The following is a 23,093-nucleotide window of genomic DNA, read 5'->3' on the forward strand; positions in this document are numbered from 1 at the left end:
AGGCTCCATGCCCGCGCGGCTCAGGCCGGCGGCGGGCGGGTTTCTGGCGTGGTGCGGGCAGCAGGCGCGCTCGGCAGGCGAGTCAGGCGCAGGGCGTTCAGCACCACGGTCAACGAACTGATGGACATGCCGACTGCGGCCCATACCGGTGTGATCCAGCCGAGGGCGGCGAACGGCAACATGAGGCCATTGTACAGCCCGGCCCACAGCAGGTTCTCGATGATTACCCGACGGGTGCGCCGCGCCAGACTGAAGGCTTGCACCAGCGCGTCGAGACGGTTCGACAGCAACACTGCATCGGCACTGGTTTTCGCCAGATCGGTGGCCGAACCCATCGCCACGCTGATATCGGCAGCGGCCAGCACTGGCACGTCATTGACCCCGTCACCGAGCATCAGCACCTTGCGGCCTTCCTTGTGCAGTTGTTGCAGGACCTGCAACTTATCGTCCGGACGCAAACCGCCCCGGGCTTCGTCGATGCCCAGTTCGGCGGCCACGCTGGCGACCATCGGCGAGGTATCGCCCGACAGCAGCAATGTGCGCCAGCCGCGAGCCCGGCAGGCTTCCAATAGCGCCGGTGCATCGGCGCGCAAACGGTCATCAAGGACAAACCACGCCAGCGGGCCCCGGCTGTCGCCGAGCAGCAACCATTGGCCTGCCTCATCGGGCATGACCGGTACAGCAGCGGCACTGAGTTCGCAGACAAAACCCGGCTGGCCGATACGCAAGCGCTGCGTGCCGACCAGGCCTTCAAGGCCAAGCCCCGGCATGCTGAGAACTTCTTCGGCCGCCAGCGGCGCCCGGCCAAATGCACGGGCGATCGGATGTTCGGAACGGTTTTCCAGGGCGGCGGCGAGCCCCAGGCATTGATCGCTATCGAGCGCGCCGAGAGGACGAATCGAACGCAAGGCCAGGCGACCTTCGGTCAACGTGCCGGTTTTGTCGAAAATCACCGTGTCGATCTGGTTCAGACCTTCCAGCACATGACCGCGCGTCAGCAACAAGCCGAGTTTGTGCAGCGTGCCGGTGGCGGCAGTGAGGGCGGTCGGTGTGGCCAGCGACAGGGCGCACGGGCATGTCGCAACCAGCATCGCCAGAACAATCCAGAACGCTCGCGATGAATCCAGTTCCCACCACAACAGACCGATGCAGGCGGATGCGATCAGCGTGAGCAACAGGAACCATTGCGCGGCGCGGTCGGCGATTTCCGCCAGTCGCGGCTTCTCGGCCTGGGCGCGGTCCAGCAGGCGGACGATGGCTGACAGACGTGTATCCTGACCCAGCGCCAACACTTCCACGGTCAACGCGCCTTCAACATTCAGGGTCCCGGCGGTGACCGCATCGCCCTGGGTGCGCGGTTGCGGCAGGTACTCGCCGGTCAGCAGCGATTCGTCGATGCTCGATTGGCCATCGAGGATCTTGCCGTCGGCCGGCAGGATCGCGCCCGGGTGCACCAGCACTTGATCGCCGACGCGCAGTTCGCTGAGCAGGATCCGCTCGCTCTGGCCGTCGACACTCAGGCGCAGGCACGAAGCAGGCAACAAGTTTACAAGCTGTGCGGTAGCGGCGGCGGTGCGTTCCCGGGCGCGACGTTCCAGATAACGCCCGGCCAGCAGGAACAACGCAAACATTCCCACCGCATCGAAATACAACTCGCCGACGCCGGTGATTGAGGTCCAGATCCCGGCAATGTAGGCGCTGCCTATTGCCAATGACACCGACACATCCATGGTCAGGTGACGGGTACGCAAATCGCGCATCGCCCCTTTGAAGAACGGCGCGCAACTGTAAAACACGATCGGAGTCGTGAGGAACAGCGCGACCCAGCGCAGGATGGTGTGCAGCTCGGGGCTCAAGTCGATGTTGAATTCCGGCCAGGTGGCCATGGTCGCCATCATCGCCTGGAACCACAACAAACCGGCGACACCGAGTTGGCGCAAGGCCAGACGGTTTTCGCTGGCCAGTTGTTCACTGGCGCGGTCGGCTTGATATGGGTGCGCGGCGTAACCGATGTGGCGCAATTCGCTGAGCACTTGGCTCAGCGGTAATTGCGCGTCGGCCCAGCGCACGTGAAGGCGATGGTTGGACAGGTTCAGACGCGCTTCCGCCACGGCGGGCAAGGCGCGCAGGTGTTTTTCGATCAGCCAGCCGCAGGCAGCGCAGCTGATACCTTCCATCAACAGGGTGGTTTCGGCGAGTTCACCGTCGTGGCGCACGAAGGGCTTTTGCACGTCGGCACGGTCGTAGAGCGCCAACTCATCCACCAACTGCACCGGCAAGGCTTCGGGGTTGGCCGACGACTCGCTGCGGTGCTGGTAATAGCTTTCCAGCCCACCGGCCACGATCGCTTCAGCCACAGCCTGGCAACCCGGGCAGCAGAACTCGCGGGTTTCACCGAGGACGGCGGCGGTGAAGCGGCTGCCGGCCGGGACGGGCAGGGCGCAGTGGTAGCAGGGAGTTGGCGTGGTCATGGGGTTTTCACAGCGTGTTGTCCGATGATCGTTCCCACGTCGAGGCGTCGAACCGTCCGGTGGGAATGCCTCCCCGGACGCTCCGCGTCCGCTTCGGCTGGGACGCAGAGCGTCCCTGGCTGCGTTCCCACGCAGAGCGTGGGAACGATCAGGGTGAGGCTTTTACTTCTTCAGGTCTTCGGCGCCTTGCAGCGGCTCATCACCGAGCAGCAGGTCTTTATCATGGCTGACCAGTTCTTCTTCGAACATGCGCCAGATGTGGTCGTCCTGAGTGCCCAGCAATTCGACAAAGCGACGGCCTTCAACCTTGTCGCTCAACTGACCGATGTAACGGCCCTGTTCGGTTTCGCTGCGGGCCAGGGTGATCTTGCGATCTTTCTCCGGCTGGGTCGGCGAGATCAGGTTCAGCTCAAGGGTTTTTGGCTGGCTGTTGCCGCTCAGGCGCAGATCGACTTCACCGGTCACATCATCCAGGTGAACGCTGGCTCGCAACAGCAGGGTCTGGGCCAGCAGCTCGCGGTCGAGGGAGCGGTTGATGCCTTTGCCGGCCTCGTAGTAGTTGTCGTTGACCAGGTTGTCCGGGTTGTTCACTGCGATCGTCACCATGGACAAGGTCAGGGTCACGGAACAGGCCAGGATGGCGATGATGATCCACGGCCAAAGATGCTTGTACCAAGGGCTTGCGGCGTTTGCTGCGGGCATGATCACTTCTCTCAACGAATTTGTGGGCCGATGAATCGGCTCTTGGCTTCAACGTGGACGCTGTCGTCATCGGCATCCTTGAGGATGAATTTCACCTCGTTGGTGCTCGACGGCAGTTTTTCCGGTGCGATCGACAGTTCGACCGGCTGGCTGAAAATCTCCCCGGCGGCGACTTTGATTTCGCGCTTGCCTTGCAGTTTCAGGTCCGGCAAACCGGAGGCTTCCAGCACGTAGGTATGGTCGCGCTGGTCTTTGTTCATGATCTTCAGGCTGTAGACGTTTTCGATCCGGCCTTCAGCGTTCTCGCGGTACAGCACGCGGTCCTTGCTGACGTCGAAACCGACCAGCGAACGCATGAAGAACGCACCGGCCAACAATCCCATCATGGCCAGCAACACCACGGCATAGCCGATCAGGCGCGGGCGCAGTTTATGGGTTTTTTGCCCGGACAGGTTGTGCTCGGTGGTGTAGCTGATCAAGCCGCGCGGGTAGTCCATCTTGTCCATGATGCTGTCGCAGGCATCGATACACGCCGCGCAGCCGATGCATTCGATCTGCAGACCGTCGCGAATGTCGATACCGGTCGGGCAGACCTGGACGCACATGGTGCAATCGATGCAGTCGCCCAGGCCCTGGGCCTTGTAGTCGATGCCTTTCTTGCGCGGGCCACGGCTTTCACCACGGCGTGGATCGTAGGAAACGATCAACGTGTCCTTGTCGAACATCACGCTCTGGAAGCGCGCATACGGGCACATGTAAATGCACACTTGCTCGCGCAACCAGCCGGCGTTGCCGTAGGTGGCGAGGGTGAAGAAACCGACCCAGAAATACGACCAGCCATCCGCTTCGCCGGTGAAAAAGTCTATCGTCAGTTCGCGAATGGGCGAGAAGTAACCGACGAAGGTCATGCCGGTGACGAAGCCGATCAACAGCCACATCGTGTGTTTGCTGAATTTACGCAGGAACTTGTTGGCGCTCATCGGCGCCTTGTCGAGCTTGATGCGCTGGTTGCGATCGCCTTCGGTGACCTTTTCGCACCACATGTAAATCCACGTCCAGACGCTCTGCGGGCAGGTATAACCGCACCACACTCGTCCGGCGTACACGGTAATGAAGAACAGGCCGAAGGCGCTGACGATCAAAATGCCCGAGAGCAGGATGAAATCCTGAGGCCAGAAGGTCGCACCAAAAATGAAGAATTTACGCTCCGGCAGGTTCCACCAGACGGCCTGGTGACCGCCCCAGTTCAGCCAGACCGTACCGAAATACAGCAGAAACAACCCGGCACCACCCATCATCCGCAGGTTACGGAACAGGCCGGTGAAGGCGCGGGTGTAGATCTTTTCTCGTGAGGCGTAGAGGTCGACGCTCGCGTTCTTGGCAGGCGGTGTAACGTCGTGTACCGGAATCTGATTACTCATCATTGCATCCCACGGCAGTGGAAAAATGCCTCGGTCAGTACGTGCCGACCGCGGTCAAAAAGAGGTGTTGCAGTGGCGCAATGATACGCCTGTCGCTCTAGCTCAAGGGTGCGACCTTTGGTCACGTTGGTAGAAATCAACTGACGGTGTAATGACTTGAATCAATTGACTTGTGAATTATGGACGGTTTTGTGGGGGCGGCGAACTCACTCGTCCCATGGATTGATCAGGGCAACACCGCTGGATTGGAAATCGCTGACATTACGGGTGACCACCGTCAAACCATGAACCAGGGCAGTCGCTGCAATCAGGGCATCGCTTTCATTTGCGCTGTCTGGCACATGCAAACCGGCACAGCGCAGGGCCACGGCGGCGTCGACCGGCAAGATTCTGGCATCAAAGGCAGGCATGACATGCCGCTTCAGCCAGGTACGCAAAACCTTTCCCTGCGCGGGGTCACGACGCTCCATTCGCAGAACCCCGGTCTCCAGCTCCTTTAGGGTTATGGCCGAAATAAACATACGTGGCGCGATGACACTTTTGGCCCAGGCGACGACGTTTGCGTCCGCCCGGGGTTTGCGTAGTTCAGAAATCACATGGGTGTCGAGTAGAAACATCAGGACAGGTCCACGGGTCGATGAGTGATCACGGCGCGCTCGGTTTCGAACTCGATATCTGCCGCTTCCGGCATCACCAATAGATCGACGATGTTGGCGTTGCTGCCGGTGAGATTTTGGTAGTCCTCAATGCTTAGCAGTACATGGGCTGGCTTGCCACGGTCGGTGATGATTACCGGACCCTGACGCGTGGCTTTTTTGGCACTACTTGTGTCCTGGTTGAATTCACGACTGGAAATGGTGGTGATGGCCATCATGGTTGTCCCTCCTGAAGTACTTTGTAGAAACGTTACTACCAGCCGGGCCGGATCGCAATCACGAAGTGGTACGCGTCGGTACCGTTGGTCGCTAGGGGCCGGACTTGAGGGGCAAAAAAAACGGCCCCGCCAATTCACATTGGCGGGGCCGTTTTTTGTTGCATCAAGCGTTTGCCTTACTGAGCGTCTTCCGCCGGTGCTTTCTCACCGTGAGAGAGGCTGTAGACGTAAGCGGCCAGCAGGTGAACCTTGTCGTTGCCTTGCAGCTGTTCTTGCGCAGGCATCTGGCCCTGACGGCCGTAACGGATGGTCTGCTGCAGTTGTGCGAAGCTCGAACCGTAGATGAACCCGGCCGGGTGGGTCAGGTCGGGGGCGCCCATCGCTGGCGTACCTTTGCCTGCCGGGCCGTGGCACACCACGCAGTTGGCGGCGAACAGCTTCTGGCCGGCAACCGGGTCGGCTTTGGTGCCTTCCGGCAGCTTGCGGCCATCGAGGTTGGTCAGCACGAACGACGCAACGTCCGCCACGCCTTGCTCGCCGATCACGTCAGCCCACGCAGGCATGACCGCGTGACGGCCGCCCATGATGGTGGTCTTGATGGTTTCTGCTTCACCGCCCCAGCGCCAGTCAGCGTCGGTCAGGTTCGGGAAGCCATAAGCGCCTTTGGCGTCGGAGCCGTGGCAGACCGAGCAGTTGGAGGCGAACAAACGGCCACCCATCTTCAGGGCTTGCGGGTCCTTGGCGACTTCTTCGATCGGCATGGAAGCGAATTTGGCGAAGATCGGACCGAACTTGGCGTCCGACTTGGCCATTTCCTTTTCCCACTCGTGAACGCCGGTCCAGCCGCTCTGGCCGTTGGCGAACGCGGTCTGCTTCTCGTTATCCAGGTAGTTGTAACCCGGCAGCAGGCCTTTCCAGTTGCCCAGGCCCGGGTACAGCACCAGGTAACCCAGGGCGAAAATGATGGTGCCCACGAACAGCATGAACCACCATTTAGGCAGCGGGTTGTCGTACTCCTCGATCCCGTCGAAGGAGTGGCCAACCGTTTCTTCTGTTTGCTCGGCGCGCTGGCCCTTGCGGGTGGACAGCAGCAGCCAGGTCAGGGCGAAGATGGTGCCGAGACTGAGGACTGTGACGTACAGACTCCAGAACGTAGTCATTCTTTGTTACTCCTAGAAGCTTGCTCGACGTGCTTGATGGCTTCGGGATCATCCGCGAAAGGCAGCAAGGTCGCGTCTTCAAACTCCGACTTGCGCTTGGGGCTGAACACCCACAACGCCAGTCCGATGAAGGCCACCATCACAACAACGGTGCCCAGGCCACGAATCATCCCGATATCCATCTAAATCACCGTTTGCTTTTGATGATGGTGCCCAGGCCTTGCAGATAGGCCACCAGCGCGTCCATTTCGGTTTTGCCCTTCACAGCATCCTTGGCGCCGGCGATGTCTTCGTCGGTGTAAGGGACGCCGAGCGTGCGCAAGACTTCCAGTTTCTTGGCGGTGTCTTTGCCGTCGAGCTTGTTTTCCACGAGGAACGGGTAGGCCGGCATTTTCGACTCAGGCACCACGTTGCGCGGGTTGTACAAGTGCGCACGCTGCCAGTCATCGGAGTAACGACCGCCGACACGGGCCAGGTCCGGACCGGTGCGCTTGGAACCCCACAGAAACGGGTGGTCCCAGACGCTTTCACCGGCAACCGAGTAGTGGCCGTAACGTTCGGTTTCAGCACGGAACGGGCGGATCATCTGCGAGTGGCAGCCGACGCAACCGTTGGCGATATAGACGTCACGTCCTTCGACTTCAAGGGCGGTACGAGGCTTCATGCCTTCGACCGGCTTGTTGGTGACGTCCTGGAAAAACAGCGGAACGATCTGGGTCAGGCCGCCGATGCTGACGGCGATAACCATGAAGAAGGCCAGCAGGCCAATGTTCTTCTCGACTGCTTCATGCTTCATCAGTGAGCTCCAACTACAGCAATCTGTTCAGCGGCTTTGGCTTCAGCCGGGTTCGAGGCACGTACGGTGCGCCATACGTTGTAGGCCATGAACAGCATGCCGCTGGCAAAGAACGCACCGCCCAGGGCGCGAACGATGAAACCAGGGTGGCTGGCTTGCAGGGCTTCGACGAACGAATAGGTGAGGGTGCCGTCATCGTTGATTGCACGCCACATCAGACCCTGGGTGATGCCGTTGACCCACATCGACGCGATGTACAGAACGGTACCGATGGTCGCGAGCCAGAAGTGCGTGTTGATCAGGCCGATGCTGTGCATCTGCGCGCGACCGAACAGTTTCGGGATCATGTGGTAGATGGCGCCGATCGAGATCATCGCAACCCAGCCCAATGCACCGGCGTGTACGTGGCCGATGGTCCAGTCGGTGTAGTGCGACAGCGAGTTCACGGTCTTGATGGCCATCATCGGGCCTTCGAAGGTCGACATGCCGTAGAACGCCAGCGATACCACGAGGAAGCGCAGGATCGGGTCGGTGCGCAGCTTATGCCAGGCGCCCGACAGGGTCATCATGCCGTTGATCATGCCGCCCCAGCTCGGAGCCAGCAGGATGATCGACATCGCCATGCCCAGGGACTGAGCCCAGTCCGGCAGTGCGGTGTAGTGCAGGTGGTGCGGACCGGCCCAGATGTACAGGGTGATCAGCGCCCAGAAGTGCACGATCGACAGGCGATAGGAGTAGATCGGACGTTCGGCCTGCTTTGGAACGAAGTAGTACATCATCCCCAGGAAGCCCGTGGTCAGGAAGAAACCGACCGCGTTGTGGCCGTACCACCACTGGATCATCGCGTCAGTCGCACCCGAGTAGGCAGAGTAGGACTTGAACAGGCTGACCGGCAGGGACATGTGGTTGACGATGTGCAACATCGCCGTCACGACGATGAAGGCACCGTAGAACCAGTTACCCACATAGATGTGCTTGGTCTTGCGCTTGACGATGGTGCCGAAAAACACCAATGCGTAAACGATCCAGACAATAGCCAGCAAAATTGCAAGAGGCCATTCCAGCTCAGCGTATTCCTTGGTGGTGGTGTAACCCAGCGGCAAGGTAATGCCTGCACCAACGATCACCGCTTGCCATCCCCAGAAGTGGAAGGCGGCGAGGCTGTCGGAAATCAGTCGCGTTTGGCAGGTTCGCTGCACGACGTAATAAGAAGTGGCAAACAGAGCACAACCACCGAAGGCGAAAATCACCAGGTTGGTGTGCAACGGGCGTAAGCGTCCAAAGGTCGTCCACGGCAGGCCGAAGTTCAATTCCGGCCATACGAGCTGTGAGGCGATGAAGACACCAAGCCCCATGCCAAGGATCCCCCAGACCACCGTCATGATGGCGAACTGGCGGACTACCTTATAGTTATAAGCAGTCGGACTGATTGCTGTGCTCATTCTAAGGTTCCACGGTTTGGGTGTTTTATTAGGAGTAAAAATCGGCCGCAAGTATGTAGAAAGCGGGGGGTCATTGCAACGCGCCATGACCTGGGTCAATGCTTTCAAAAGCTGATTCTGCGGCCTTTCCATGCGCCGCGTAAGGACAAAATCGGCCTTGGACAAAATGTCGCAGCGAACGAAAAGGGTGAGGGGGTCAGGTCAGTTGTTACGGGGTGTGTTCAAACACAACGATCGGGTGACAGACGGCAATTGGCACGACAGCCGGTATCTACCAGCCTTTGCGGCTTGTCATCGAGCAAATTCGTCGAACACATCGGGTTGGGTCGACCTGGAACCGGCTCATGCCAGTCCGCATCGGAGCAAGCTTAGACCCGAATCTGGTGAACCGAAAGGAGGACCAACGGAGGGGTGCGACACTTGGTCGCAAAGAGGCAGGGAACTGCCGCATCCGGGAGAATGCGGCAGTAGAGCGGTCGAGATTTATTCGCGTTTGCCTTCGGCCAAGCGCTCGGTGCTCAGACCGTGCGACAAGCTGTAAACGTAAGCAGCGAGCAATTGCACCTTGTCATTGCCGAGCAATTCGTTCTGCGCCGGCATATGGCCCTGGCGGCCATGACGAATGGTCTGTTGCAACTGCGCCAGGCTTGTACCGTAGATAAATCCGGCCGGTTGCGTGAGGTTCGGCGCGCCCATGGCTTCAGTGCCCTGGCCCTTTGCCCCATGACAGGCTACGCAAGTGGTGCTGAACGCTTGCTGTCCAGCTTGCAGGTCGGCGGTGTCGTCAGCCGGCAATGGCAGGCCGGCCAGCTCATGACGCACATACGCGGCCACATTCTTCACGCCGGCATCACCGAGGATTTCACCCCAGGCCGGCATGGCCGCCATGCGACCGCCCATGATCGTAGTCTTGATCATCTCGGCATCGCCGCCCCAGCGCCAGTTGCTGTCGGCCAGGTTCGGGAAGCCGAAGGCACCCTTGGCATCAGAGCCGTGGCACACCGAGCAGTTGGAGGCGAACAGACGACCGCCCATTTTCAGCGCTTGCGGGTCCTTGGCCACTTCTTCAACGGGCATGGCGGCGAATTTGGCGAAGATCGGTCCGAACTTCGCGTCCGCCTTGTTCATCTCCTTTTCCCATTCGTGGACGCCGGTCCAGCCGTCCTCGTAACCCGGCAGGACGCCTTTCCAGTTGCCCAGGCCCGGATAAAGAATCAGGTAACCCACGGCAAACACCAGCGTGCCGGCGAACAGCATGAACCACCACTGCGGCAGCGGGTTGTCGTACTCCTCGATGCCGTCGAAGCTGTGGCCCATGGTCTGGTCGACGCTGCCCTTGGTTTCGCCCTTGCGGGTGCCGATCAGCAGCCAGGTCAGGCCGATCAGGCTGCCGATAGTCAGTACGCAGATCCACGTACTCCAGAATGTGGTCATGGCCGGGTACTCCTTGTTTCAGGTTCTTGGGTGGCGTCGTCGGCCAGGGGTTCATCGGCGAATGGCAGCAAACGTGCTTCGGCGAACTCCGGATTGCGCTTGCTGTTGAACACCCACAACGTCAGGCCGACAAAGGCCACGAACACCACGACCGTGCCGAGGCCGCGGATCATTCCACTGCTGATTTCGCTCACTATTTCAAAGGGCATGGCTCACCTCTTGCTCTTGATGGCAGTGCCGAGCACTTGCAGGTAAGAAACGAGTGCGTCCATTTCGGTCTTGCCCTTGAGGCTGGCGACCGCGCCGCTGATGTCGTCGTCGGTGTACGGCACGCCGAGTGTGCGCATGACCTTGATCTTGTTTTCGGTGTGACTGCTGTCGACCGCTTGCGTGACCAGCCATGGATAGGCTGGCATCTTCGACTCAGGTACGACGTTGCGCGGGTTGTACAAGTGCGCGCGGTGCCAGTCATCCGAGTAGCGTGCACCGACCCGGGCCAGGTCCGGTCCGGTGCGCTTGGAACCCCAGAGGAACGGGTGATCCCAGACGCTTTCACCGGCCACCGAGTAGTGCCCGTAACGTTCGGTCTCTGCGCGGAACGGCCGGATCATCTGCGAGTGACAACCGACGCAGCCTTCGCGGATGTAAATGTCGCGACCTTCCAGTTGCAGCGCGGTGTAGGGCTTCATGCCTTCCACCGGTTTATTGGTCACGTCCTGGAAGAACAGCGGGACGATCTGGGTCAGACCGCCGATGCTCACGGCCAGGACCATCAGCAGCATCAGCAGGCCGACGTTTTTCTCGATTGTTTCGTGTTTCATGGCGGACTCCTCAGGCCATCTGCGCGGCAGCGGCGACTTCGGCAGGCTGCGAGGCCCGCACGGTGCGCCAGGTGTTGTAAGCCATCAGGAACATGCCGCTGAGGAAGATCGCTCCGCCCACCAGTCGCACGACGAAGCCTGGGTGGCTGGCCACCAGGGTTTCGACGAAGGAGTAGGTCAGCGTGCCGTCTTCGTTGACTGCGCGCCACATGAGGCCCTGGGCGATGCCGTTGACCCACATCGACGCGATGTAGAGCACGGTGCCGATGGTGGCGAGCCAGAAGTGCGCGTTGATCAGGCCGATGCTGTGCATCTGCGGGCGACCGAAGATTTTCGGGATCATGTGGTACAGCGCGCCGATGGAAATCATCGCCACCCAGCCGAGTGCCCCGGCGTGAACGTGGCCGATGGTCCAGTCGGTGTAGTGGGAGAGGGCGTTGACCGTCTTGATCGCCATCATCGGCCCTTCGAAGGTCGACATGCCGTAGAACGCCAGGGACACCACGAGGAAGCGCAGGATCGGGTCGCTGCGCAACTTATGCCAGGCGCCCGAGAGCGTCATCATCCCGTTGATCATCCCGCCCCAGCTTGGCGCCAGCAGGATCAGCGACATCACCATGCCCAGCGACTGCGCCCAGTCCGGCAGCGCGGTGTAGTGCAAGTGGTGCGGGCCGGCCCAGATGTACAGGGTGATCAGTGCCCAGAAGTGCACGATCGACAGGCGATAGGAATACACCGGGCGCTCGGCCTGTTTCGGCACGAAGTAATACATCATCCCGAGGAAACCGGCGGTGAGGAAAAAGCCTACGGCGTTGTGGCCGTACCACCACTGGACCATGGCATCGGTCGCACCGGCGTACACCGAGTAGGACTTGGTGAAACTCACCGGCAGCTCAAGGTTGTTGACGATGTGCAGGATCGCCACAGTGATGATGAACGCACCGAAGAACCAGTTGCCGACGTAGATGTGTTTGGTCTTGCGCTTGGCCAATGTGCCGAAGAACACGATGGCGTAGGCGACCCAGACGATGGTGATCAGGATGTCGATCGGCCATTCCAGCTCGGCGTATTCCTTGGAGCTGGTGTAGCCCAGCGGCAGACTGATGGCCGCCAGCAGGATCACCACTTGCCAGCCCCAGAAGCAGAACGCGGCGATTTTCGGCGCAAACAGTTGTGTCTGGCAGGTGCGCTGCACCGAATAGAACGAACTGGCGAACAGGGCGCAACCGCCGAAGGCGAAAATCACGGCGTTGGTGTGCAGCGGGCGCAACCGGCCGAAACTGGTCCACGGCAAATTGAAGTTGAGTTCCGGCCAGACCAATTGGGCGGCGAGAAAAACCCCGAGCCCCATGCCGACGATGCCCCACACCACCGTCATAATGGCGAATTGGCGGACCACCTTGTAGTTGTAGGCGGTACTGATAGAAGTGTTCATGGTTCCCCATCCACGGTTCAGCCGAAGTGAGCGCGCTTGCAACAAAAAGGCAGCGCGTCCTTCGCCTGGAGTTATAGGCAGACTAAAAGCGAGGCAAGCATGGACAAAGAGCACAAGGCCAGTATTGACGGGGATCAATGGGCGCAGTGTGTGCGGGATCATGGATGGTTGTGGAATGCCGCTTCAGGACCTGCATCGGCAACACTGATCCTCGCCCACGGCGCCGGCGCACCGATGGACAGCGGCTGGATGAACGACATGGCTGCACGCCTTGCCGGTCAAGGCGTCAACGTACTGCGCTTCGAGTTTCCGTACATGGCGCAAAGGCGTATTGACGGGGGTAAGCGTCCACCGAATCCGGCGCCGAAACTGCTGGAATGCTGGCGTGAGGTGTATGCCGAGGTGCGACGCCGTGTCACTGGGCGTTTGGCTATCGGCGGCAAGTCCATGGGCGGGCGGATGGCGAGTCTGCTAGCGGATGAATTAGGGGTGGATGGGCTGGCCTGTCTCGGCTATCCGTTTTATGCGGTCGGTAAGCCGGAAAAGCCTCGGGTCGAGCATTTGGCCGGGCTCAAGACGCGGACGTTGATTGTTCAGGGTGAGCGGGATGCGCTGGGTAATCGTGAAGCGGTCGAGGCTTATGCGTTGGCGCCGAGTATCGAAGTGTTTTGGCTGGTGGCGGGGGATCATGATTTGAAGCCGTTGAAGGCTTCGGGGTTTACCCATGAGCAGCATTTGGCGGCTGCGGCGGGGAGGGTTGCTGAGTTTCTTTAGTGAGATTTGCTGCGTCAGTCGGGCCCTCTTCGCGGGCAAGTCGGAACGCCGCACCGCTCGCTCAGGTTGTTCGCCGATTTAACGGACACTGATTACTTGTAGGAGCGAGCGGTGCGGCGATCCGACTTGCCCGCGAAGGCTATCAGTCAGGCGCCATTGTTTAACGATCTGGTAATAAATAACGAAAGTACATCCACTGTTTTTGTTTTAGCTTTTTGATCGTCTCTTTTCAGATTGAAAGTGCCGTTGGGACTCAAACGATAGGTTTTGAACTTGGCGTTGTAGTCACCTTTTACAGTTCCCTTGACCGGATCGAGTGTGATGGTCAGTTCCGCATCATCTGCGTAGACAACCCTGAAGCCGGTGAACCCTGGAGGGGCGGGAATCGAGTGGGTATGTGACAGATGCAGATCTTGCCCGTCGCCAAGCTTGTAGGTCTGTTCCAACAGGTTGTCATCGATGTAAGGCACCATCAGGAGAAAACTGAAGTAGTTCTCTTCATCACCTGAGCCGATCGAGCCGGCGAAAACCCAGCTTTCTTCACCGGTAGGTTCGAATAGGCTTCGGTAAAAAGAGGTGTCTGTTGCATAGATCGGTTTACCTTCGAAGTTCCAGTTAAATTCGTCTCCTGGTACCTGAATAGTTTTTTCTTTAGGGATGAAAAAATCTCTAGTGGTCATTGCGAAATCCTTCTCTGGAATCGGTATGAAGTAAACGCCGACGGGCTATACCGGCACTCAATTGATATCCCGCCCGTACGGGTGCGTCTACTGTCAGACCTGACAGCTAGACACCGGATTTCAAATGTGGGTGCACTGCTAGCGGCCAATCGTGCATCCCGGTATTGCTTTCCATAAGCCAAAAAAAACCGGAGGTATCAACCTCCGGGTTTTTGTCATTCCAACACTAATCAGCGATTAAACCGCTCCACCAACGAATATTGCGTATTCGCCGTCTTGGTCAGTTCTTCACTCAACAACGCCGAGTGCTGCGCCTGTTCCGAGGTCTGATCCGCCAGTTGCGAGATGTTGCTGATGTTGCGGCTGATCTCTTCAGCCACCGCACTTTGCTCTTCGGTCGCGGCAGCGATCTGGGTGGTCATGTCGGTGATGTTGGCCACGGCTTCGCTGATCCCGACCAGTGCCTGGTCCGCCTCAAGTACCCGCGCCACACCTTCTTCCGCCTGGCGATGCCCGGCTTCCATGGTTTGCACCGCGGTGCTGGCGGTTTGTTGAAGTTTGGCGATCAGGGCGTGAATCTGCCCGGTGGATTCGCTGGTGCGTTGTGCCAGTTGACGAACTTCGTCAGCCACCACCGCAAATCCACGGCCCATCTCGCCGGCACGCGCGGCTTCGATAGCGGCGTTCAAGGCCAGCAGGTTGGTCTGGTCGGCGATGCCTTTGATCACATCGACCACGCCGCCGATTTCGTCGCTGTCCTTGGCCAGTTGGGTCACGGTCAGCCCGGTTTCACCGACCACCACCGACAAGCGCTGGATGGCTTCGCGGGTTTCGCCTGCGATGTCGCGACCGCGACCGGTCAGGCGATTGGCTTCCTGAGTGGCGTCAGCGGTGCGCTGAACGTGGCTGGCGACTTCCTGCGTGGTGGCGGCCATCTGATTGACGGCGGTGGCCACTTGCTCGGTTTCGACGCGTTGACGTTCAAGACCAGTAGAGCTGCTGTGAGCCAGGGTGTCGGATTGTTTGGCCTGGTCGCTCAGGTGCTCGGCAGTGTCTTGCAGACGGGTCAGGCAGGTTTTCAGACGCGCTTCCTGGCTGAGAATCGACATCTCCAGACGTGCCTGGGCGCCGCGGCTGTCGGTGTACATCTGCGCAATCAGCGGGTCGGAGGTGGTCTGCCCGGCCAGGTGCAGCAGACGCTTGAGGCCGCGTTGTTGCCAGCTCAACCCCAACAGACCCAACGGCACCGACAGGCCGGCGGCCAACGCAAAACCCCATTGGGAATTGAGCGACGCACCAATCATGAAGCTCAGTTGGCTGACCAGAATGAACGGCAGCCAGTCCTGAAGCACCGGCAGCCATTTGTCCGTCGAAGGAATTGCTGACTTGCCCTGGTTGATGCGTTGGTAGAGCGCTTCGGCACGCTGGATCTGTTCGGCGGTGGGTTTGACCCGCACCGACTCGTAACCGACCACCTGATTGCCTTCGAAAACCGGTGTGACATAGGCGTTAACCCAGTAGTGGTCACCGGTCTTGCAGCGATTCTTGACAATGCCCATCCATGGCAAGCCTTGTTTCAGTGTGCCCCACATGTGCGCGAACACCGCGGCCGGGACGTCGGGGTGACGGACCAGGTTATGCGGCGCACGGATCAGCTCCTCACGAGAAAACCCGCTGATCTCGACGAAGGCGTCGTTGCAGTAGGTGATCACGCCCTTGGCATCGGTGGTGGAAATCAACCGTTGCTGAGCCGGGAAGGTCCGTTCGCGTTGTGTGGTGGGCTGGTTGTTACGCATGGCTTTTTCAATCCGCAAGGCTTTGAGAGGTTGTCGGCGGCGTCAGGATTTTATTGAAATTATTTTTCAATAATCAGCGGCGCGTCGCAAAACGGCCATTGCCTCAGCCAGCAAGCATCGGGTAGGTGAATAGTGCGAAATGCAGCAGGTTCAAGCCGAAATGGGTCGCAATGGCCGCTCCCAAACCGCCGAAACGGTAGGCCAGACCATAGCCGACACCTGCCAAACCCGCCAGCAGCACCCATTGCCAACCCGCCCCCACATGCGCCAGACCGAACAACAGCGATGCGAGCAGCAGCGCCAGGTTTTCACCGTAGGGCAGGTGTTTGAAGTACCGGCTCAGACCGCCCTGGATGTACCCGCGAAACAACGCTTCCTCCACCAGCGTCACCAGGAGCAGATTGTTCAGCACCCACAACCCGGCTTGATCCGGCCACTTCGGTGCCCAACTGATCACACCCAGCACAAGTGCGCCGCCCAAGGCCAGTACGGCGCTCAACGTCAGCGCCATCGCGGTGGCATAGAGGGACATACGCAGTGAGCGCCGGCCGACAATCCACGGGCACACCAGTAACAGCCAGAAGCCGATCAGGGGTTTGTCCAGATTCAGGTACATGGAAAACGGCACGGCGTCGTCGGTGAAACGTTGTGGGTCGATGCCGCGACCGTTGTAGAAACCCGGGAGCCAATGCATCGCCAGCGCCAAGGCGAGGATGATGAACACGGCGTGGCCGAGGTAGCGAGCGATGGGCAGCTTTTGTTGGCGGACGGCGAAACCGGCGACGAGCAGTAACGCGACGGAGATGCCGGCCAGCCAGCCGAGTTGGCCGTAGACCAGAGCGAGGGCGTAGCCGAGGGAGAGAAGGGCCAGGTAAGTCCATGGCAGGGCGAGCATAAAGTAGTCCTTAGAGGCTGAAGAGCTTTTGTGGCGAGGGAGCTTGCTCCCGCTGGGGTGCGAAGCAGCCCCAAACCCGGTGACCCGATACTTCAATCAGATCGCATCGGCCTGTTTTACGACTGCTTCGCAGTCGAGCGGGAGCAAGCTCCCTCGCCACAAAGTATGCAATGTTAGCGGGGTGCGATTATAAACAGGGCCAAACAAAAACACCGCCCGAAGGCGGTGTCTGTGTCAGCAGGTGGTTACGACGCAATCAACTGCCGCAACACATAATGCAGAATCCCCCCTGACTTGAAGTACTCCACTTCATTAAGCGTATCGATTCGGCACAACACCTCGACTTTCTCGCGGCTGCCATCCTCGCGGGTGATGATGAGCGTCAGGTTCATCCGCGGCGTCAACTCCACGCCAGTCAAACCAAGGATGTCCAGCGTCTCCTTGCCGGTCAGGTTCAGGCTCTTGCGGTTCTGATCCAGCTTGAACTGCAACGGCAGCACGCCCATGCCGACCAGGTTGGAGCGGTGGATACGCTCGAAGCTTTCAGCGATCACCGCTTTCACACCCAGCAGATTGGTGCCCTTGGCCGCCCAGTCGCGGCTCGACCCGGTGCCGTATTCTTGCCCGGCGATCACCACCAGCGGCGTGCCCGAGGCTTGATAACGCATGGCTGCGTCGTAGATCGGCATCCGCTCCCCGGTCGGAATGTAGATCGTGTTGCCGCCTTCTTCACCACCGAGCATCTCGTTGCGAATGCGGATGTTGGCGAAGGTGCCGCGCATCATCACTTCGTGGTTGCCGCGCCGCGAACCGTAGGAGTTGAAGTCCCGGGGTTCCACGCCTTTCTCGCGCAGGTACTGACCGGCCGGGCTGTCGGCCTTGATGTTGCCAGCGGGGGAAATGTGGTCGGTGGTCACCGAATCGCCGAGCAGCGCAAGGACCTTGGCACCTGCGACGTCCTTGACCACGGGCGGCGGGCCGCCGATGTCATCGAAGAACGGCGGATGCTGGATGTAAGTCGAATCGTCCTGCCAGACATACGTCGCCGCTTGCGGCACTTCAATCGCTTGCCATTGCTCGTCGCCGGCAAACACTTCGGCGTATTCCTTGTGGAACATGGCGGTGTTGACCTGATCCACGGCGTCGGCAATCTCTTGGGTACTCGGCCAAATGTCCCGCAGGTACACCGGATTGCCATCCTTGTCGTTGCCCAACGGCTCGCTGCTGATGTCAGTCCGCACAGTACCGGCCAGCGCATAAGCCACGACCAGGGGAGGGGACGCCAGCCAGTTGGTTTTCACCAGCGGATGCACCCGGCCTTCGAAGTTACGGTTACCCGACAGCACCGAGGCGACAGTCAGGTCGGCAGCCTGGATGGCTTTTTCGATCGGCTCCGGCAATGGCCCGGAGTTGCCGATGCAGGTGGTGCAGCCGTAGCCGACCAAGTCAAAACCCAGTTCATCGAGGTATTGGGTCAGGCCGGCGGCCTTGTAGTAGTCGGTGACCACTTTCGAGCCAGGGGCCAATGAACTCTTGACCCACGGTTTACGCTTGAGGCCTTTCTCCACGGCTTTCTTCGCCACCAGCCCGGCGGCCATCATCACGCTCGGGTTGGAGGTGTTGGTGCAGGAGGTGATCGCGGCGATCACCACTGCACCGTTTTTCAATCGATAGATCTGGCCGTCGTATTCGTAATCAGCTTCACCGGCCAGATCGGCATTGCCCACCGCAACGCCACCGCCGCCTTCGCTTTCGAGGCGACCGACTTCCTTGCTGGTGGGTTTGAATTGCAGGTCGATGAAGTCACTGAACGCTTGCGCGACATTCGGCAACGAAACCCGGTCCTGTGGGCGTTTCGGCCCGGCAAGACTGGCTTCGACGCTGCCCATGTCCAGCGCCAGGGTGTCGGTGAACACCGGTTCCTGGCCAGGCAGGCGCCACAGGCCCTGGGCTTTGCTGTAGGCCTCGACCAGTTTCACGGTTTCAAGCGGGCGACCGGACAGCCGCAGGTACTCCAGGGTGATGTCGTCCACCGGGAAGAAACCGCACGTGGCGCCGTATTCGGGGGCCATGTTGGCGATGGTCGCGCGGTCGGCCAGCGGCAGATCGGCGAGGCCGTCACCGTAGAACTCGACGAATTTTCCGACCACGCCTTTCTTGCGCAACATCTGGGTAACGGTCAGCACCAGGTCGGTGGCGGTGATGCCTTCCTTGAGCTTGCCGGTGAGTTTGAAGCCGATCACTTCCGGGATCAGCATCGACACTGGCTGGCCGAGCATCGCCGCTTCCGCTTCAATCCCGCCGACGCCCCAGCCGAGCACACCGAGGCCGTTGATCATGGTGGTGTGGGAATCGGTGCCGACCAGGGTGTCCGGGAAGGCGTAGGTGCGGCCGTCCTCGTCCTTGGTCCAGACCGTGCGGCCCAGGTATTCCAGATTGACCTGGTGACAAATGCCCGTGCCCGGCGGCACCACGCTGAAGTTGTCGAAGGCGCTCTGACCCCAGCGCAGGAACGCGTAACGTTCTCCGTTGCGCTGCATTTCGATGTCGACGTTCTGTTCGAAGGCGCTGGAACTGCCGAATTTGTCGACCATCACCGAGTGGTCGATCACCAGATCCACCGGTGACAGCGGGTTGATGCGCTGCGGATCGCCGCCGGCCTTGGCCATGGCGGCGCGCATGGCGGCCAAGTCGACCACGGCGGGGACGCCGGTAAAGTCCTGCATCAAGACCCGCGCGGGACGGTATTGAATTTCGCGGTCGGAGCGACGCTCCTTGAGCCAGGCGGCAATTGCCCGAAGGTCGGCTCCGGTGACGGTTTTTTCATCTTCCCAGCGCAGCAGGTTTTCCAGCAGCACTTTCAACGACATCGGCAGCTTGTCCAGATCACCCAGGCTTTTGGCGGCATCCGGCAAGCTGAAATAGTGATAGGTCTTGTCGTCGATTTGTAAGGTTTTAAGGGTTTTCAGGCTATCGAGGGACGGCATTGAAATGACTCCTTTGGGTCCGCACGGCTACGGACTGGCGGGACAGACAGAGCTCTTAACCTAGCCCTGTTCATTCGTTAAAGCTAATAACTGGACTCTATGGCCAAGTCCAAGGTTGCGAACTCGGCTATCATGCGCCGGTTTTCGTGACAGGCTTTGCTTCAACGCAAGTCTGGGCATCGCGCAGTGGCTGAATTCTTCGCCAACTGCCCAGGAGTAAGAATGAACACCCTCTTTATGCATTGCCGGCCGGGCTTCGAAGGCGAAGTCTGTTCCGAGATTTCCGAACACGCCGCGCGGCTGAACGTGGCCGGTTATGCCAAGGCCAAGACCGCCAGCGCCTGCGCCGAATTCATCTGCACCGAAGAAGACGGCGCCGAGCGCCTGATGCGCGGCCAGCGTTTCGCCGAGCTGATCTTCCCGCGCCAATGGGCCCGCGGGATTTTCATCGATCTGCCGGAAACCGACCGTATCAGCGTGATCCTCGCGCACATGGCCGACTTCCCGCTGTGTGGCAGCCTGTGGCTGGAAATGGTCGACACCAACGATGGCAAGGAGCTGTCGAACTTCTGCAAGAAATTCGAAGGCCACCTGCGCAAAGCGCTGATGGCGGCCGGCAAGTTGGTGGAGGACGCGCACAAACCGCGCCTGCTGCTGACGTTCAAAAGCGGCCGTGAAGTGTTCATGGGCCTGGCCGAGTCCAACAACTCGGCGATGTGGCCGATGGGCATTCCGCGCCTGAAGTTTCCCCGTGAAGCGCCGAGCCGCTCGACGTTGAAGCTGGAAGAGGCGTGGCATCACTTCATCCCCCGCGACCAGTGGGATGAGCGCTTGCACAGCGACATGACCGGCGTCGACCTCGGTGCCGCACCCGGCGGCTGGACCTGGCAACTGGTCAACCGCGGCATGCTGGTGACCGCGATCGACAACGGTCCGATGGCCGAAAGCCTGATGGACACCGGTCTGGTGCAGCACTTGATGGCCGACGGTTTCACCTTCAAGCCCCGGCAGCCGGTGGACTGGATGGTCTGCGACATCGTCGAGAAACCGGCGCGCAACGCCGCGATGCTGGAAGAATGGATTGGCGAGGGCCATTGCCGCGAAGCGGTGGTCAACCTGAAGTTGCCGATGAAACAGCGTTATGCCGAAGTGAAACGCTTGCTGGAACGCATTGCCGACGGGTTCAAGGAGCGCGGGATTCGGGTCGAGATCGGCTGCAAACAGCTGTATCACGACCGTGAAGAAGTGACCTGCCATCTGCGCCGACTCGACACGAAGAAACCCAAGTCCCGCTGAATAAACGCGGATCAATGTGTGGGGCTTGTGTGGCGAGGGAGCTTGCTCCCGCTGGGCTGCGCAGCAGCCCTAAAATTGGCCGCCGAGATTTTTCTGATAGACCGTATAGCCCGAGTTGGGGCCGCTTCGCGACCCAGCGGGAGCAAGCTCCCTCGCCACATACCCGGCAATGCGCGACAATGCCGGCAAGTTTCAGGAGTGAATCATGAGTGAAATGATTGATACGCCGGTAGACGGCACCCTCGACGCCACCGGCCTCAACTGCCCGGAACCGGTGATGATGCTGCACCAGCACATCCGTGACCTGGCACCCGGCGGCCTGCTCAAAGTGATCGCGACCGATCCCTCGACCCGTCGCGACATTCCCAAGTTTTGCGTGTTTCTCGACCACGAACTGGTCGGGCAGCACGAAGAGGCAGGCACCTACCTCTACTGGATCCGCAAGAAGTCCGATTGACCCACAAAAAACTACTGTGGGAGCCAGCCTGCTGGCGATTGCGGTGATTCAGTCAACAATGATGTTGAGTTTGAATCAGCCATCGCCAGCAGGCTGGCTCCCACAGGGTCAACTCAGCCCGTTGCGAATCCGCTTGCGTGCACTGCGCGTCAGGCGGATCGACAGCATCAACGCCGCGCAGCTCAAGCCCACGATCAAACCCTGCCACAGCCCGCTCGGGCCGCTCGGTGTGCCGAACCAGTCGGTCAGGCCCAGCGCGTAGCCCACCGGCAAACCGATCCCCCAGTAGGCAAACAACGTCAGGATCATCGTCACCCGCGTGTCCTGATAGCCGCGCAGTGCGCCGGCCGCCGTGACCTGAATCGCGTCGGAAAACTGGAACAGCGCCGAATACACAATCAGCATCGCCGCGACTCGGATCACCGTCGGGTCGGCGGTGTAGATCGTTGCGATGTGTTCGCGCAACAGCAGCATCATGCTCGCCGAAATACAGGCATACGCCAGCGCCGTGCCCATACCGACACCCGCAGCGAAGCGCGCTTCACGCGGCTCCTCGCGACCGAGCGCCTGGCCGACCCGCACGGTCACGGCCATGCCAAGGGAGTAGGGGATCATGAACACCAGCGAGCTGAAGTTCAGGGCGATCTGGTGTCCAGCAACCACCGTTGCGCCGAGGCTACCGATCAGCAAGGCGATCACGGCGAAGATGCTCGACTCGGCGAACACCGCGATGCCGATGGGCAGGCCGATGCCCAGCAGGCGTTTGATCACCGACCACTGCGGCCAGTCGAAACGGCTGAACAACTGGCTCGACTGATAGGCCGGAGCCCAGCGTTCCCAGCCGGCCATGCCCAGCGCCATCACCCACATCACGATCGCCGTGGCCCAGCCGCACCCGACACCGCCCATGGCCGGCACACCGAAGTGGCCATAGATGAAGATGTAGTTCAGAGGGATATTCAACGCCAAACCGCACAGGCCGAGGACCATCGCCGGGCGCGTACGCCCGAGGCCATCACTGAAACAACGCAGTACATGGTAGAGGGCGACGGCGGGCAGACCGCTGGCGATACCGTGCAGATATTGCATGCACGGGCCGATCAGTTCGGGGTCGACTTTCATCATGTGCAGGATCGGTTCGGCACTGAACAGCATGCCGGTCGCCATCAGACCCACCACCAAGGCCAGCCATAACGCCTGACGCACGATCGGGCCGATTTCGCTGTGGGTGCCGGCACCGAAGCGTTGGGCAACTTTCGGGGTGGTGGCCAGCAAGGTGCCGGTCATCAGCAGAAACACCGGCACCCAGATCGAGTTGCCGAGCGCCACGGCCGCCAGATCACGCGGGCCGACCCGACCTGCCATCACCGCATCGACGAAGCCCATGGCAGTGGTCGCCAGTTGCGCGATCATGATCGGCAGCGCCAGGGCGAGCAGGTTTTTCAGCTCCAGGCGAACCCGGGCCGGGCGGGAGAGGGAAATAGTGGCGGGGCGGTCAGTCACGGAATTCAAGGGCGAAACGTCCAGAGATTTTGATGCACGAGGCGGCGCATTCTACGCCTTGACGCAGTGGTCAGGAAAAGTCCTGTGTTACCTATTTGTAATCGGTTTTCGAACGTAGCGACACTCCCTGCGACAACGCAACTTTGTAA

21 protein-coding genes are annotated in these 23,093 nt (G+C 60.1%); 3 read left to right on the forward strand and 18 right to left on the reverse strand.

Annotated features, from left to right (window positions below):
* Positions 1-20: 20 nt before the first annotated feature.
* The 13 genes from ACYZT8_RS09525 to ccoN (ACYZT8_RS09585) all read right to left on the reverse strand — a co-directional run bounded on the left by ACYZT8_RS09525 (position 21) and on the right by ccoN (ACYZT8_RS09585) (position 12,556).
* Entirely contained in the window at positions 21-2,471 is a 2,451-nt protein-coding gene (locus tag ACYZT8_RS09525) for a heavy metal translocating P-type ATPase (protein WP_461980562.1), read from the reverse strand.
* Between the two features lie 162 nt (positions 2,472-2,633).
* Positions 2,634-3,173 carry a FixH family protein gene (locus ACYZT8_RS09530; RefSeq protein WP_109628930.1) on the reverse strand — a complete coding sequence of 180 codons (540 nt, stop codon included), beginning with the start codon at positions 3,171-3,173 and terminating at the stop codon, positions 2,634-2,636.
* Positions 3,174-3,184: 11 nt separating this feature from the next.
* Positions 3,185-4,594, reverse strand: a complete 1,410-nt coding sequence (gene ccoG / locus ACYZT8_RS09535; RefSeq protein ID WP_461980564.1) for a cytochrome c oxidase accessory protein CcoG — start codon at positions 4,592-4,594, stop codon at positions 3,185-3,187.
* A 206-nt stretch (positions 4,595-4,800) separates the two neighbouring features.
* Positions 4,801-5,211, reverse strand: a complete 411-nt coding sequence (locus ACYZT8_RS09540; protein ID WP_461980566.1) for a PIN domain-containing protein — start codon at positions 5,209-5,211, stop codon at positions 4,801-4,803.
* Positions 5,211-5,465, reverse strand: a complete 255-nt coding sequence (locus ACYZT8_RS09545; protein ID WP_461957997.1) for a type II toxin-antitoxin system Phd/YefM family antitoxin — start codon at positions 5,463-5,465, stop codon at positions 5,211-5,213. Before ACYZT8_RS09545 ends, ACYZT8_RS09540 begins: the two co-directional genes overlap by 1 nt.
* 179 nt (positions 5,466-5,644) lie before the next feature.
* The gene (gene ccoP, locus ACYZT8_RS09550; protein ID WP_461980568.1) at positions 5,645-6,628 is read right to left on the reverse strand and encodes a cytochrome-c oxidase, cbb3-type subunit III; all 984 of its coding nucleotides are present in this window, start codon (positions 6,626-6,628) and stop codon (positions 5,645-5,647) included.
* Positions 6,625-6,810, reverse strand: coding sequence for a CcoQ/FixQ family Cbb3-type cytochrome c oxidase assembly chaperone (locus ACYZT8_RS09555; RefSeq protein WP_003175465.1), 186 nt, complete (start codon positions 6,808-6,810; stop codon positions 6,625-6,627). Before ACYZT8_RS09555 ends, ccoP (ACYZT8_RS09550) begins: the two co-directional genes overlap by 4 nt.
* A 5-nt stretch (positions 6,811-6,815) precedes the next feature.
* The gene (gene ccoO, locus ACYZT8_RS09560; RefSeq protein ID WP_131059970.1) at positions 6,816-7,424 is read right to left on the reverse strand and encodes a cytochrome-c oxidase, cbb3-type subunit II; all 609 of its coding nucleotides are present in this window, start codon (positions 7,422-7,424) and stop codon (positions 6,816-6,818) included.
* Positions 7,424-8,866, reverse strand: coding sequence for a cytochrome-c oxidase, cbb3-type subunit I (ccoN, locus tag ACYZT8_RS09565; protein WP_461957999.1), 1,443 nt, complete (start codon positions 8,864-8,866; stop codon positions 7,424-7,426). Before ccoN (ACYZT8_RS09565) ends, ccoO (ACYZT8_RS09560) begins: the two co-directional genes overlap by 1 nt.
* A gap of 483 nt (positions 8,867-9,349) precedes the next feature.
* Positions 9,350-10,300, reverse strand: coding sequence for a cytochrome-c oxidase, cbb3-type subunit III (gene ccoP / locus ACYZT8_RS09570; RefSeq protein ID WP_461980570.1), 951 nt, complete (start codon positions 10,298-10,300; stop codon positions 9,350-9,352).
* A complete protein-coding gene (locus tag ACYZT8_RS09575; protein WP_102594714.1) occupies positions 10,297-10,497 on the reverse strand; it encodes a cbb3-type cytochrome oxidase subunit 3 in 201 nt (66 codons plus the stop codon). The genes ccoP (ACYZT8_RS09570) and ACYZT8_RS09575 overlap by 4 nt, the downstream gene beginning before the upstream one ends.
* A 15-nt stretch (positions 10,498-10,512) precedes the next feature.
* Positions 10,513-11,121 (reverse strand): cytochrome-c oxidase, cbb3-type subunit II, encoded by a 609-nt coding sequence (gene ccoO / locus ACYZT8_RS09580; RefSeq protein ID WP_461980572.1) that lies wholly within the window; start codon positions 11,119-11,121, stop codon positions 10,513-10,515.
* 10 nt (positions 11,122-11,131) lie between these two features.
* On the reverse strand, positions 11,132-12,556 hold the full coding sequence (gene ccoN / locus ACYZT8_RS09585; protein WP_150632536.1) for a cytochrome-c oxidase, cbb3-type subunit I: 1,425 nt from the start codon (positions 12,554-12,556) through the stop codon (positions 11,132-11,134).
* Between the two features lie 99 nt (positions 12,557-12,655).
* On the opposite strand from ccoN (ACYZT8_RS09585), the gene ACYZT8_RS09590 reads away from it, so the two are divergent.
* A complete protein-coding gene (locus ACYZT8_RS09590) occupies positions 12,656-13,330 on the forward strand; it encodes an alpha/beta family hydrolase (protein WP_461980575.1) in 675 nt (224 codons plus the stop codon).
* Between the two features lie 146 nt (positions 13,331-13,476).
* Here ACYZT8_RS09590 and ACYZT8_RS09595 read toward each other — a convergent pair whose 3' ends face one another.
* The 4 genes from ACYZT8_RS09595 to acnA all read right to left on the reverse strand — a co-directional run bounded on the left by ACYZT8_RS09595 (position 13,477) and on the right by acnA (position 19,688).
* On the reverse strand, positions 13,477-14,010 hold the full coding sequence (locus tag ACYZT8_RS09595; protein WP_461980577.1) for a hypothetical protein: 534 nt from the start codon (positions 14,008-14,010) through the stop codon (positions 13,477-13,479).
* A gap of 230 nt (positions 14,011-14,240) precedes the next feature.
* Positions 14,241-15,806, reverse strand: a complete 1,566-nt coding sequence (locus ACYZT8_RS09600; protein ID WP_461980579.1) for a methyl-accepting chemotaxis protein — start codon at positions 15,804-15,806, stop codon at positions 14,241-14,243.
* Positions 15,807-15,909: 103 nt separating this feature from the next.
* On the reverse strand, positions 15,910-16,701 hold the full coding sequence (locus tag ACYZT8_RS09605; protein WP_461980581.1) for a CPBP family glutamic-type intramembrane protease: 792 nt from the start codon (positions 16,699-16,701) through the stop codon (positions 15,910-15,912).
* 245 nt (positions 16,702-16,946) lie between these two features.
* Positions 16,947-19,688, reverse strand: a complete 2,742-nt coding sequence (acnA, locus tag ACYZT8_RS09610) for an aconitate hydratase AcnA (protein ID WP_461980583.1) — start codon at positions 19,686-19,688, stop codon at positions 16,947-16,949.
* Positions 19,689-19,910: 222 nt separating this feature from the next.
* On the opposite strand from acnA, the gene rlmM reads away from it, so the two are divergent.
* Together rlmM and tusA are read left to right on the forward strand one after the other, a co-directional pair.
* Positions 19,911-20,984 carry a 23S rRNA (cytidine(2498)-2'-O)-methyltransferase RlmM gene (gene rlmM / locus ACYZT8_RS09615; RefSeq protein WP_461980585.1) on the forward strand — a complete coding sequence of 358 codons (1,074 nt, stop codon included), beginning with the start codon at positions 19,911-19,913 and terminating at the stop codon, positions 20,982-20,984.
* A 205-nt stretch (positions 20,985-21,189) separates the two neighbouring features.
* Positions 21,190-21,441 (forward strand): sulfurtransferase TusA, encoded by a 252-nt coding sequence (gene tusA, locus ACYZT8_RS09620; RefSeq protein WP_461980587.1) that lies wholly within the window; start codon positions 21,190-21,192, stop codon positions 21,439-21,441.
* Between the two features lie 108 nt (positions 21,442-21,549).
* On the opposite strand, the gene ACYZT8_RS09625 is transcribed toward tusA, so the two are convergent.
* Positions 21,550-22,953 (reverse strand): MATE family efflux transporter, encoded by a 1,404-nt coding sequence (locus ACYZT8_RS09625; RefSeq protein WP_461980589.1) that lies wholly within the window; start codon positions 22,951-22,953, stop codon positions 21,550-21,552.
* Between the last annotated feature and the right edge of the window lie 140 nt (positions 22,954-23,093).

The sequence above is a fragment of the Pseudomonas sp. LB3P93 genome, from assembly GCF_054898025.1.